The sequence below is a fragment of the Streptomyces sp. NPDC127068 genome, from assembly GCF_042724695.1.
Classification (GTDB): Bacteria; Actinomycetota; Actinomycetes; order Streptomycetales; family Streptomycetaceae; genus Streptomyces.
In genome coordinates this window covers 49,567-61,844 of sequence record NZ_JBHXEN010000025.1, presented here as the reverse complement: position 1 = coordinate 61,844, position 12,278 = coordinate 49,567, and the positions used below count along the sequence as shown (strand labels likewise).

The 12,278-nt window shown below is 71.2% G+C and carries 10 protein-coding genes and 1 tRNA gene; 5 read left to right on the top strand and 6 right to left on the bottom strand.

Annotated elements, in window-relative coordinates; translation table 11 throughout:
- Positions 1 to 2: 2 nt before the first annotated feature.
- The 5 genes from ACFWIA_RS17715 (at position 3) to ACFWIA_RS17695 (ending at position 7,678) form a co-directional block, all read left to right on the top strand.
- The gene (locus ACFWIA_RS17715) at positions 3 to 2,060 is read left to right on the top strand and encodes a copper resistance CopC/CopD family protein (protein WP_387005690.1); all 2,058 of its coding nucleotides are present in this window, start codon (positions 3 to 5) and stop codon (positions 2,058 to 2,060) included.
- A 3-nt stretch (positions 2,061 to 2,063) separates the two neighbouring features.
- Complete coding sequence (gene efeB, locus ACFWIA_RS17710; RefSeq protein ID WP_387005687.1) at positions 2,064 to 3,395, top strand: iron uptake transporter deferrochelatase/peroxidase subunit; 1,332 nt, start codon at positions 2,064 to 2,066, stop codon at positions 3,393 to 3,395.
- 287 nt (positions 3,396 to 3,682) lie between these two features.
- On the top strand, positions 3,683 to 4,618 hold the full coding sequence (pheA, locus tag ACFWIA_RS17705; RefSeq protein ID WP_387005684.1) for a prephenate dehydratase: 936 nt from the start codon (positions 3,683 to 3,685) through the stop codon (positions 4,616 to 4,618).
- A 778-nt stretch (positions 4,619 to 5,396) separates the two neighbouring features.
- Complete coding sequence (serS, locus tag ACFWIA_RS17700) at positions 5,397 to 6,680, top strand: serine--tRNA ligase (protein WP_387005681.1); 1,284 nt, start codon at positions 5,397 to 5,399, stop codon at positions 6,678 to 6,680.
- A gap of 182 nt (positions 6,681 to 6,862) precedes the next feature.
- A complete protein-coding gene (locus tag ACFWIA_RS17695; protein WP_387005823.1) occupies positions 6,863 to 7,678 on the top strand; it encodes an HAD family hydrolase in 816 nt (271 codons plus the stop codon).
- A gap of 62 nt (positions 7,679 to 7,740) precedes the next feature.
- Here the strand turns inward: ACFWIA_RS17695 and ACFWIA_RS17690 are convergent.
- The 6 genes from ACFWIA_RS17690 to ACFWIA_RS17665 all read right to left on the bottom strand — a co-directional run bounded on the left by ACFWIA_RS17690 (position 7,741) and on the right by ACFWIA_RS17665 (position 11,949).
- Positions 7,741 to 7,824: transfer RNA gene (locus ACFWIA_RS17690), tRNA-Ser, on the bottom strand.
- Positions 7,825 to 8,062: 238 nt separating this feature from the next.
- Complete coding sequence (locus tag ACFWIA_RS17685) at positions 8,063 to 8,308, bottom strand: hypothetical protein (RefSeq protein WP_387005678.1); 246 nt, start codon at positions 8,306 to 8,308, stop codon at positions 8,063 to 8,065.
- Positions 8,309 to 8,423: 115 nt separating this feature from the next.
- Positions 8,424 to 9,143 carry an ABC transporter permease gene (locus tag ACFWIA_RS17680; RefSeq protein WP_387005676.1) on the bottom strand — a complete coding sequence of 240 codons (720 nt, stop codon included), beginning with the start codon at positions 9,141 to 9,143 and terminating at the stop codon, positions 8,424 to 8,426.
- A 10-nt stretch (positions 9,144 to 9,153) separates the two neighbouring features.
- Positions 9,154 to 10,065: an ABC transporter ATP-binding protein gene (locus ACFWIA_RS17675; protein ID WP_387005674.1), complete on the bottom strand. Its 912-nt coding sequence runs from the start codon at positions 10,063 to 10,065 to the stop codon at positions 9,154 to 9,156.
- Positions 10,062 to 10,961 (bottom strand): ABC transporter permease, encoded by a 900-nt coding sequence (locus ACFWIA_RS17670; protein ID WP_387005671.1) that lies wholly within the window; start codon positions 10,959 to 10,961, stop codon positions 10,062 to 10,064. The genes ACFWIA_RS17675 and ACFWIA_RS17670 overlap by 4 nt, the downstream gene beginning before the upstream one ends.
- The gene (locus ACFWIA_RS17665; protein ID WP_387005821.1) at positions 10,951 to 11,949 is read right to left on the bottom strand and encodes an ABC transporter ATP-binding protein; all 999 of its coding nucleotides are present in this window, start codon (positions 11,947 to 11,949) and stop codon (positions 10,951 to 10,953) included. Before ACFWIA_RS17665 ends, ACFWIA_RS17670 begins: the two co-directional genes overlap by 11 nt.
- Positions 11,950 to 12,278 lie beyond the last annotated feature (329 nt).

The following is a 12,278-nucleotide window of genomic DNA, read 5'->3' as shown; positions in this document are numbered from 1 at the left end:
CCGTGCAGACCGTCGCTCCCCGTCTGAGAACCGTGCTCCTGCTGTTCCTGTTCGTCACCGGGACACTGTTGACCGGCGCCGCTCCCGCCTCCGCGCACGCCGCGCTGACCGGCAGCGACCCGGAACGGGGATCGGTGGTCGACACGGCCCCGGAACAGGTCTCGGTCACCTTCTCCGAGAACGTGGCCCTGGCCGACGACTCCCTACGGGTGCTCGACCCCCGGGGCAACCGCGCCGACACCGGGCCCACCTCGGAGGTCGGCGCCACCTCGTACTCCGTGAAGCTCAAGCCGGGCCTGCCCAACGGCACGTTCACGGTGACGTACCAGGTGGTTTCGGCCGACAGCCACCCCGTCGCCGGGGCGTTCACGTTCTCGGTGGGGGCGCCGTCCAAGACGTCCGTGGCGGTGCCGGACCAGACGGCGGGCGGCGGCGTCGTCGGCACCCTGTACGACATCGGCCGCTACGTGTCCTACGCGGGGTACGTGCTCATGGTCGGCGGCGCGGTCTTCGTCCTCGCCTGCTGGCCGCGCGGCTCGGGCGTGCGGTCCGTCCAGCGGGTCGTCGTCGGCGGCTGGCTCGCACTCGTCGCGGCGACCCTGTGGCTGCTGGGGACCCGCGGCGCGTACCTCACCTCCGGCAGCCCCGGTGACCTCTTCGACCTGAAGCTCCTCGGCGAGGTCCTCCCGACGAAAACGGGCGCCGCCCTCGTCTCCCGGCTGCTGCTGCTCGCCGCCGCCGCACTGTTCATCGCCGTGCTGTTCGGCGTGTACGCCCGGACGGTGGCGAACCGCGACGCCGCCCCCGGCGAGGACGAGCGCACGGAAGGACCCGGGGACGGGAACGGAGCCGGGGACGGGGCCCGGGACGTCGGGGTCGCCGAACGCGACCTGACGTTCGGCCTCGGGGTCGGCGGGGTCGTGGTGGCCGCCGGGATCGCCGCGACCTGGGCCCTGTCCGAACACGCCTCGACCGGCATCCAGACCGGGCTGGCCATGCCCCTCGACGTGGTGCACCTGCTGGCCGTCGCCGCCTGGCTCGGCGGGCTCGTCACCCTGGTGACCGCCCTGTACCGGGCGCCCTCGATCGACGCCGCCGCGGTGCGCCGGTTCTCCGCGCTCGCCTTCGGCAGCGTGGTCGTCCTCGCCGTGACCGGGCTCTACCAGTCCTGGCGGCAGGTCGGCAGCTGGTCGGGCCTGACCGGTACGGACTACGGCCGGCTGCTCCTGCTGAAGGTGGGACTGGTCGCCGTGGTGCTCGCCGTGGCCTGGTTCTCCCGCCGCTGGACCGCCCGCCTGTCGCACCGCCCCGCCGGGACGGCCCCCGAGAACGCCCGGGCCGCCGAGGACACGGCCGGGACGGACGATCCGGCCGCCGACGACGGCACCGTCCGCACCGCACCCGACCCGACGGACACCGACCCGACGGACACGGAGCCGACGGACACGGAGCCGACGGACACCGACCCGACGAGCACCGATGCGCCCGGCACCGAGCGGGCCGCCCAGCTCGCCCGTCAGCGCACCGCCGTGGCCACCGCACGGGTGAAGCGGGCCCGCGACGCCGACCCCGCCCGCTCGGGCCTGCGCCGCTCGGTCCTCGCCGAGACCTCCGTCGCGGTGGTGCTGCTCGCGGTGACCACCGTGCTCACCACCACCGAGCCGGCACGCACCCAGGAGGCGGCGGAACGCGCCACCACCAGCGGCGCCGCGAGGTCGGGACCGCTGAGCGTGGAGATTCCCTTCGACACCGGCAGTGCCCAGGGCAAGGGCCTCGTGACCGTCGACCTGGCCCCCGGGTCCATCGGCAGCAACGGTCTGCACGTCTATGTGGAGCGGCCCAACGGGAGCGGCTACGACGTCCCCGAGATCAAGGTCGCCTTCACCCTGAAGGAGAAGGACATCGGTCCGCTGGCCGTCGCACCGGACCGCATCGCCACCGCACACTGGAGTGCCAGCGGAGTGCAGCTCCCGGTCGCGGGCGAGTGGGAGATCGCCGTGACGGTGCGGACCTCGGACATCGACCAGGTCACGGTGAAGAAGAACGTGAAGATCGGCTGAACCATGGCAGACCCCACCCGAACCACCCCTCCCACGCCGAAGGACGGACCACAGGTCTCGGACCCTCCGGCCGCCGGCGGGCCCGGCGTCACCCGCCGCCGTCTGCTCGGCACGGCCGGGGCCACCGGTCTCGCACTCGGCGCGGTGGGCGCCGCCTCCGGCTACGCCCTCGCCGGCTCGGGCGGCCCGGGGACCACCCCGCTGTCCTCGGTCGGCGCAGACACGGCAATGTTTCACGGGAAACATCAGCCCGGGATCACCACCGCGATGCAGACCCACGGTCATCTGATCGCCTTCGACCTGGCGCCGGGGGCGGGTCGCAGGGAGGCGAGCGCCCTACTGCGCCGCTGGTCGGTCACGGCCGCACGGCTGATGGCCGGGGAGGACCGCGACGAGGACACGGGGGTCGCCCGGGACGCCGGCCCTTCGCTGCTGACGGTCACCTTCGGTCTCGGGCACAGCTTCTTCACCCGGACGGGACTGGAGAAGCAGCGGCCCGGAGCGCTCGATCCCCTGCCGGACTTCTCGTCGGACCGCCTGGACAAGGCACGCAGCAACGGTGATCTGTGGGTGCAGATCGGGGCGAACGACGGGCTCGTCGCCTTCCACGCCCTGCGCGCGATCCAGAAGCAGGCGGGCGACGCGGCACGGGTGCGTTGGCAGATGAACGGGTTCAACCGTTCCCCGGGCGCGACCGCCCGGCCGATGACGGCCCGCAACCTGATGGGCCAGGTGGACGGCACGCGCAACCCGAAGCCGTCCGATCCGGACTTCGCCCGGCGGCTCTTCGTCCCCGACGAGCCGAGCGGCACCAGTACGGCCGAGGTCCCCGGCGGCGGCTCCCCGGGGTGGATGGCAGGCGGCTCCTATGCGGTGGTCCGCCGCATCCGGATGCTGTTGGACTCCTGGGAGGACCTGTCCGTCAAGGAGCAGGAGGCGGTGATCGGGCGCCACAAGTCGGACGGCGCCCCGCTGACCGGGGGCGAGGAGACCACGGAGCCCGATCTGGAGAAGCTGGGCCCGGACGGTTCCTTGGTGATCCCGCTGGATGCGCACGCCCGGATCAGCCGTCCCGACGAGAACGGGGGCGCGGCGATGCTGCGCCGCCCGTTCTCCTACCACGACGGGTACGACGCGAAGGGCGCCCCGGACGCGGGGCTGCTGTTCGTCTGTTGGCAGGCCGACCCCGCCCGCGGTTTCGTCCCGGTGCAGCGCAAGCTGGACCGGGGGGACGCGCTGTCGCGGTTCATCCGGCACGAGTCGAGCGGACTGTTCGCCGTACCGGGCGGCGCGGAGCGCGGCGGTTACGTGGGCCAGCCGCTGCTGGAGGGCTGAACGCCGGGCCGTGACCGTGCGCCCGGGGCCGGCCGGGGCTGCGGCCCCCTGAGCGCCCAGCAGGGCACCTGCGGGGGCACGGCGACCGAGGGAACCGCGGTGCACCCTGGCGGCGACCGAGTTACCGGCAGGGGCCGTTGCGCCGCGGCGGGGCACCTGCACCGCCGCGGCGCGGGACCGACCACGTTCCGGGACTCCGCGCCCGGCCGGAGTCCCGACCGCGCACATCACCCGACCGTGCGGAGCCAACGCGGGGCGACCACCCACGAGCCCATTAGGGTGACCGTATGTCGGCCACGCGCTACACCTATCTGGGCCCCGAGGGAACCTTCACCGAGGCCGCCCTCCGTACGCTTCCGGAAGCCGCCACGCGGGAGCTGATCCCGATGGTTTCGGTGCCCGCCGCGTTGGACGCGGTGCGGGTCGGCAGCGCGGCGGGGGCACTGGTCCCGATCGAGAACTCGGTCGAGGGCGGAGTCACCGCGACCCTGGACGAGCTGGCCAGGGGCGGACCGCTGATGATCTACCGCGAGGTGGTCCTCCCGATCGCCTTCGCGCTGCTGGTCAGGCCGGGTACCGAGCTGTCCGCGATCAAGACCGTGACCGGTCATCCGGTCGCCCAGCCCCAGGTCCGCAACTGGCTGGCCGCCCATCTGCCCGATGCGGTGTGGGAGTCGGCGGCGTCGAACGCGGACGGGGCGCGGCTCGTTCAGGAGGGGCGGTTCGACGCGGCCTTCGCGGGGGAGTTCGCGGCGGTGACGTACGGGCTGGAGGCGCTGGTCACGGACGTCCACGACGCGGCGAACGCCGAGACCCGGTTCGTCCTGGTGGGCCGCCCCGGACGACCGGCCGCGCCGACGGGAGCGGACAAGACGTCCGTGGTGATCTGGCTCGGCGACGACCACCCGGGCGCGCTGCTCGCCCTGCTCCAGGAGTTCGCGATCCGGGGCGTCAACCTGATGCGCATCGAGTCCCGCCCGACCGGCCAGGGCATCGGCAACTACTGCTTCTCGATCGATGCCGAGGGGCACATCACCGATCGGCGGGTGGGCGAGGCCCTGATGGGGCTGAAACGCACCTGTCCGCAGGTGCGCTTCCTCGGCTCGTACCCCCGGGCGGGCGTGTCCCCCGACGGGGTGACGCCCGTCCGGCCCGGCACCTCCGACCAGGAGTTCTCGGAGGCTTCGGACTGGCTTTCGTGGTCTCTGGACGGGCGTTTCTAGCCACTGATCGGGTAGTCGTACGTGCCCCTCACCCGTCCACCACTCGACGGGGTCCCTCCGGGGAAAGTTATCCACAGCCTCCCGTGCATCCTGGGGACAAGTCGACAACCGTGCCCACGGGGGTCGACAAATCAGCTAGGCCGATTGGCCCCGTCCACAGAACTGCACGTCACCCCCCGTCCACGACTTCCCTTGATCAACCCGTGAGAGTGAAGGCAATTCACTCGAAAGTGAGCGGGAGAGTGGTTTCCCCCAAGGTTTCCTCGCTATGGGTGCAGTCGCCGGAACGATCAGCTCCGTCATCCACAGATCTCTCACACAGCCTGTGGATAACCTCCCCGACGCCCCCTCCCTGTGGACAACGGCCACCCGTCGCCCTCATCAACTCTCCTTCCGCCCACGGGAAACGGGGTCAACCAGCCGCCCCGCACCTCACCGTCCCGAAGGAACAGGCACGATTTGTGGACGCCCGGAACCGGGCACCGCGCCCCTCCGGGACACCTCGCACCAGCCCGGCCGCACCCCCGCGGCCACCACCACCCGGGCCCACCGCCGGTCACCGCACGAAGGATCAGCACGCGCCCCGCGAAACGCATTCACGTCCGCTAAACGCCCCTGATTTCGCCACCCCGCACCCCGCCTGTCACAGCACCGGCGCCCGACCCCTTTTCACCGGGCCGCAATTCCCCACCCCCTCGACAATCCGACAATTAGGATATTGCTCACAGCGCGCAAAACGCAGTCGTGGGCCGGAAGCGGGCACCGGTAGCCTTGAGGGGTGATTGACCTTCGCCAGCTCCGTGAGGACCCCGACCGTGTCCGCGCCTCGCAGCGCGCCCGTGGAGAGGACGTCGACCTCGTCGACGCCGTGCTCTCCGCAGACGAGCGGCGCAGGTCCTCCGGGCTCCGTTTCGACGAGCTGCGCTCCGAGCAGAAGGCGCTCGGCAAGCTGATCCCCAAGGCCACCGGGGACGAGAAGCAGGAGCTCCTCAAGAAGGCCGGCGAGCTGGCCGCCGCCGTCAAGGCCGCGAACGCCGCGCAGGACGAGGCCGAGGAGGAGACCAAGCGGCTCTCCCTCAAGCTCGGCAACCTGGTGCACCCCGACGTCCCGGTGGGCGGCGAGGAGGACTTCGTCGTCCTGGAGACCCACGGCACCATCCGCGACTTCGCGGCCGAGGGCTTCGCGCCCAAGGACCACCTGGAGCTGGGCGAGGCCCTCGGCGCCATCGACGTCGAACGCGGCGCCAAGGTCTCCGGCTCGCGCTTCTACTACCTCACCGGCGTGGGCGCCCTGCTGGAGCTCGCCCTCGTCAACGCGGCGATCGCCCAGGCCACCGAAGCCGGGTTCATCCCGATGCTCACCCCCGCGCTGGTCCGCCCGCGCGCCATGGAGGGCACCGGATTCCTCGGCCAGGCGTCCGAGAACGTGTACCACCTGGAGAAGGACGACTACTACCTCGTCGGCACCTCCGAGGTCCCCCTCGCCGCGTACCACATGGACGAGATCCTCGACGCCGACAGCCTCCCGCTGCGCTACGCCGGATTCTCGCCCTGCTTCCGCCGCGAGGCCGGCACGTACGGCAAGGACACCCGGGGCATCTTCCGGGTGCACCAGTTCGACAAGGTCGAGATGTTCTCCTACGTCGCGCCCGAGGAAGCCGAGGCCGAACACCAGCGACTGCTGGACTGGGAGAAGCAGTGGCTCTCGGGCCTCGAACTGCCCTTCCAGGTGATCGACGTGGCCAGCGGCGACCTCGGTGCCTCTGCCTCGCGCAAGTTCGACTGCGAGGCGTGGATCCCCACCCAGGGCAAGTACCGCGAACTGACGTCCGCCTCGAACTGCGACAGCTTCCAGGCCCGACGGCTGTCCGTGCGGATGCGGGACACCGCGGGCGGCAAGAAGGTGCTCCAGCCGCTGGCGACGCTGAACGGCACGCTGTGCGCGGTACCGCGGACGATCGTGGCGATCCTGGAGAATCACCAGCAGGCCGACGGCTCCGTGGTGGTGCCCCAGGTGCTGCGCCCGTACCTCGGTGGCCGCGAGGTCCTCGAACCGAAGTAGGGCACCCGCGCGTCGGCGCCCGCCCCCGAACTCAGCTTGGAGCCGATCAGCACGTGAACCCCGCGTCGACCCCCGCCGAGCAGCCCGCCCGCCCCGTTCCCGTACCGTCTCCCGCCGGGGAGCCGTCGGCCGGCGCGCCGGGCGCCCGGCGGGGCGCCGAGCCCGGTGCGTTCCCCTACCGGATGGTCGCCACGGACCTCGACGGCACGCTGCTGCGGAGCGACGACACCATCTCCGAGCGCACCCGTGAGGCCCTCGCGGCGAGCACCGCCGCCGGGGCCGCGCACATCGTCGTCACCGGCCGTGCGGTGCCCTGGACCCGGCACGTCCTCGACGCCCTCGGGTACGAGGGACTCGCGGTGTGCGCCCAGGGAGCGCAGGTGTACGACGCGGGTTCCGGGCGGCTGCTGACCTCCGTGACACTGGACCGCGGGACCGCCCGGCTCGCCCTGGAGAAGATCGAGTCCGAGGTGGGGACCCTGGCGCTGGCCGTCAGCCGGGACGGACTGGACGGGAACGTGATCGTCGAGCCCGACTACGTCACCACCGACGGCGGACCGCTGCCGTACGTCCCCTTCACCGATCGGGCCGAGGCGTGGGCCGAGCCGCTGAACAAGATCTACATCCAGCGGCCCGGGCTCGGTGACGACGAACTCGCCGAGGCCGCGCGGGCCGCTGCGGGCGGGCTGGTCGGGGTGGTCATGGCCGGTCCGGGGATAGTGGAGATCCTGCCGCTGGGCCTCACCAAGGCGACGGGTCTGTCGATCGCGGCACGCCGCCTCGGCGTCAAGCCCGCGGAGACGATCGCCTTCGGCGACATGCCCAACGACCTGCCCATGTTCGGCTGGGCCGGGTACGGGGTCGCCATGGGCAACGCCCACGAGGACCTGCGTGCGATCGCCGACGAGGTCACCGCGACCAATGACGACGACGGCATCGCCCACGTCCTGGAGCGCCTCCTCACCACCGGTGGGACGAACGCCCTCGCGGGTGCCTGAAGGTCCACGGGGCGCCGGCCCGTCGGTCACGGCGGCGTACTGTTCGCCTGCTTGCCTGTTTGCGGAGGATGCGCGATTCGAACGCGCGCGGGCACAACCCGACCACGGCTTAGCAAGCCGGTGCCTTCCCACTCGGCCAATCCTCCGGGAGGGCGACCCGCGCTTTCGCGCGCTCGAAGCGGTCGCCCCGGGCAACTCCCCGTACGGAGCTTGACTCCACGGAGTGACTACTCCGGTGGTGCGCTCCGCCCGTTGCCCTGAGGGGAACGGGACGTACTCAGGAACACGTCGCGCTCCTCCCCGGCCGTCAGCGCCGGACTGCCCGGCGGCACACAACCAATGTCCCGCACCGGGTAGTTGGCCGCCACCGAATTAGTCCGCGGCTCAGCGCTTGCGCCACTTCCGGCGTCGCGCCTTGGACCAGAACCACCCGGCGGGCGGCTCGTCCGAACGCCACGGCTGCGGGTCGGGCGCCTGACCGCGCCACTTCTCGGCCAGCATCCGCGCCCGTGCGGACGGCTCCTGGGCCTCCGCGGCCCGGACGAACGACTCGTCGAACTCGACCGCGTCCCAGTCGTCGCGGTCGTCCCCCTCCGGGGTGTCACCCCGCGGCGTCGGTTCCCCTGCCATCGTGGCTCCTTCCTCGGGCAGTCCCGTATCAACGGGCCGTCCCTCCCCCAGGGTTCCCGGAGGAGGGTGAAGGCACCGTCAAGACGGCCGGACGATCAGGTGGACCGGGCCGGGCTCACTCCTCCCCGGCCAGCTTCAGCGTGCGCAGCTTCTGCCCCGCGTACAGGGTCGCGAGGACGGTGACCCCGGCCAGCAGCACGGTGGCGAAGGTGAGGCTCACGTCCGAGGTGACGAGGTCGTTGCCCGCGACCTCGTGCGCCACGGCCAGCGACCACTGCTGGACGCTGAGCGTGCGCGCCCCTGCGACGAGCGTGCCGAACACGGCCTCCCACACCAGTGCGTACACCAGACCGAAGACCACGGCGTGCCGGGTGATGGTGCCGAGCAGCAGGAACAGGGCGGCGTAGGCGATGGAGCCAACGAGCGCGGCGACGGTGTAGGCGACGGCTATCTGCTGGCCGTTGCCGTTGAGGATGTATCCCGCGATCAGCGTGGGCACGGCGGAGAACGCCATGGTCACCGCGACGGCGACGATCAGCTTGGTGAAGATGATCGTCGGCCGCTTGATCGGCTTGGCGAGGAGGTAGACGACGGAGCCGTCGTCGATCTCGGGGGCGATGGCTCCCGTACCGGCGATGACGCCGATGATCGGGACCATCGTGGCGAGCGCGAAGCCGCCGAGCACGTCGGAGGCGACCTGGTCGTCCGCGCCGGTGAAGCTGCGGACGGCCACGGCGAGCGCGATGAGCAGCGCGGGCAGGGCGAAGAGGATGAGGGCCCGACGGCGGCCGAGCAGGGCCCGGTAGGTGAGTCGGGCGACAGTGGGGTCGTACATCGTGGGCCTCCTACGCCGCGACCAGGTAAGAGAACACGGACTCAAGGGATTCGTCGGACGGGGAGACCGTGAGCAGTCGGATGCCGTGGGCCCGGGCCACCTTGGGCAGCAGTTCGGTGAAGCGTCCGAAGTCGACGGCCTGGATGCGCAGGACGCCCTCCTTGACGTCGACCTCGATGCCTGCGGTGGACGGGTCGGCTATCAGCGCGGCGGCGAGCGCCCGGTCGTCGCTGGAACGGACGGTGTAGAGGTGGGGTCGGTCGGTCATCAGACGGCGGATGCGGCGGAAGTCGCCGCTCGCCGCGTGCCGTCCCGCGACGATCACCTCGATGTGCGAGGCGAGTTGCTCGACCTCCTCCAGGATGTGCGAGGAGAACAGGACGGTGCGGCCCTCTTCTCCCATGCGGCGCAGCAGGTCCATGAGGTGCATGCGCTGACGCGGGTCCATGCCGTTGAACGGTTCGTCGAGGAGCAGCACCGACGGCTGGTGGACCAGCGCGGACGCCATCTTCACCCGCTGGCGCATGCCCTTGCTGTACGTGGAGATCTTGCGGTCCTGCGCGTACTCCATCGCCACGGTGGCGAGGGCCTCCTGGGCCTCCCGGTCGCCGAGACCGTGGAGTTCGGCGTTGGCGACGACGAACTCGCGTCCGGTGAGGAAGTCGTACATCGCCTCGCGTTCGGGGACGATGCCGATGTGCTGGTAGATCTTCTCGTTGCGCCAGATGCCCCGGCCGTCGAGGGTGACGGTGCCGTTGGAGGGGGCGAGGAAGCCGCCCATCATGTTGATGAGGGTGGACTTCCCGGCGCCGTTGGGACCGAGCAGCCCGGTGACGCCCGGGCCGATGCTCATGGTGATGTCGTTGACGGCGACCACGTTGCCGAACCAGCGGGAGGCGTGGTCGATCTCGATGGTGGTCACAGCCCGACCTTCCGGTAGCGACGGGCCATCAGGGCGTAGGAGCCCACGATGACGGCCAGGATGACGAGCAGGTAGACGACTCCCTCGGCGGCGGACGGTCCCTTGTTGCCGGGGAAGGCGGAGGTGGCACCGAGGAACGCGGTGCTCAACCCGTCCATCAGGGTGGCCGGGGAGAAGAGGCCGATCCAGGTGACGGCCTCGGCGTTGTCCTGCTCGTAGGCGATGGCCTGCACGGTGGAGACGGCGCCGTAGGAAATGGTCAGCACGGCGATCACGGCGGCGATACCGAAGCCCCGGCGCGGGGTGACTGCGGATATCACCAGGCCGATGCCGGCGAACAGCAGCGATAGGACGGCCACGGACACCATGCCCTGGAGGAACCCCTCGGTCTGGTCGGCGAAGTCGAGTTTGGCGAGCAGTGCGCCGATGTAGAGGATCAGCAGCGGCCCGCCGGTCAGGATGAGCAGGGCGGACGCCATCGCGGCGAACTTGGCGAGGACGTAGTCGACGTGCTCGATGGGGCGCGAGAAGTACAGGGGCACCGTCTTGAAGCGCAGGTCGCGGGAGACGGCCTGCGGTGCCTGGGAGGCGAGGTACAGGGCGATGACGGCCTGGAGGACGACCGCGTAGCGCGTGTACTCCAGGGGGAGGTCCTTCGCCTTGGTCGCCACGGCGACCGCCACCATGATCAGCGCCGGGGCGCACATCACGGCGAACAGCAGCATGGGCAGGACCTTGGACTTGGCGGACCTGCCGAGTCCGTAGGAGCCGCGCAGCGTCTGGGAGAAGAGCGAGCGGCGGGCGTAGGACCGGCCGAGTCGGGGCCCGTCGTAGTTGCGGTACCCGATGTTGTGGATCTGGGTCTGGGCACCGGCTGTGGGCTGTTCAGTCGCCATGGCGGACCGTCTCCTTCCGCTCCTGGCCGGTGGGGGTGACCGGAACTGCGCTGTCGGTGCCGGGCTCGTCCTGGAAGACCTCGGCGATGTGGTGCCGGCGCTGCTCCATGCGGATCAGACCGATGCCGAGGTCGGCGACGACGTCACGGACGAGGTCGTAGGTGCCCTCCCCCTCGGCGGTGAGGAGCACGATGCGTCCGGCGCCCGGCAGTCCGCCGCCCGTATCGGTGGTGACGCCCCGGGCGGACAGCGCCTCGCGCAGTGCCCTGGTGCCGTCCGGGTGCTCGTCGGTGTCGGTGACCTCGACGGCGAGGGTCGCGGTGTGCTGGGTGAAGTCGGTGGTGGAACTGGACCGGAGCAGCTTGCCGCCGTCCACCACGACGACGTGGTCGCAGGTGCGTTCCAACTCGCCGAGGAGGTGGGAGGTGACGAGCACCGAGATGCCGAAGTCGGTGTGGACGCGGCGGATGAGACCGAGCATCTCGTCCCGCCCCACCGGGTCGAGGCCGTTCGTCGGCTCGTCGAGGAACACCAGCTGCGGGTCGTGCACCAGGGCCTGGGCCAGCTTGACCCGCTGCTTCATGCCCGTGGAGTACCCGCCGATGGGGCGGTAGCGCTCCTCGTACAGACCGACGTGGCGCAGGGTGTCCGCGGTGCGTTCGCGCGCGGCGGTGGGCGGCAGGCCGGACATCCGCGCCATGTGGACGACGAACTCGGTGGCCGAGACGTCGGGCGGCAGGCAGTCGTGTTCCGGCATGTAGCCCACGCGCTCGCGGATGGCGGGGCCCTCGGTGGCGACGTCGAGCCCGAGCACGGCGGCCCGTCCCTCGGTGGCGGGGGACAGGCCCAGCAGGATCTTGATGAGCGTGGACTTGCCGGCCCCGTTGGCACCGACGAGCCCGGTCACCCCGGGGCCGATGTCCATGGAGAGCCGGTCCAGAGCGGTCACCCGCGGGAACCGCTTGCTCAGGCTTTCGGTCGCGATCACAGTCACGATTCGAAGGTAGTGGCGCGGACCACAGCGGTCGTCAGACCACAGTGCCGACCTCATCTCAGACTCCAGTATTACGGCCCCGTAAGGGTCCTCCTCAGGTGCCAGGCCTCCCCGCCGTCCGGGGGGCGAGGCCGGAGTACGGGGCGAGCGGGTTATCCACAGGCGGACGGAAGGGCCCTTGACGTGATCGTCGAGCGGGGGTCACATTCGGAAGCGTCACGTTCCGAACACGAAGTGCGCCATTGGGTGACGGACGGTGACGTGACGACGGCGGTCCCGTCCGTGCGAGGGCGAACCGAGGACGAAGGGCGAGGGGACGAACG

Excerpts from the sequence above, each read along its gene's own strand:
- ACFWIA_RS17680 (WP_387005676.1), bottom strand. The coding sequence starts at position 9,143 with ATGTACGACCCCACTGTCGCCCGACTCACCTACCGGGCCCTGCTCGGC.
- efeB (WP_387005687.1), top strand. The coding sequence starts at position 2,064 with ATGGCAGACCCCACCCGAACCACCCCTCCCACGCCGAAGGACGGACCA.
- ACFWIA_RS17670 (WP_387005671.1), bottom strand. The coding sequence starts at position 10,961 with ATGGCGACTGAACAGCCCACAGCCGGTGCCCAGACCCAGATCCACAAC.
- ACFWIA_RS17685 (WP_387005678.1), bottom strand. The coding sequence starts at position 8,308 with ATGGCAGGGGAACCGACGCCGCGGGGTGACACCCCGGAGGGGGACGAC.
- pheA (WP_387005684.1), top strand. The coding sequence starts at position 3,683 with ATGTCGGCCACGCGCTACACCTATCTGGGCCCCGAGGGAACCTTCACC.
- ACFWIA_RS17695 (WP_387005823.1), top strand. The coding sequence starts at position 6,863 with ATGGTCGCCACGGACCTCGACGGCACGCTGCTGCGGAGCGACGACACC.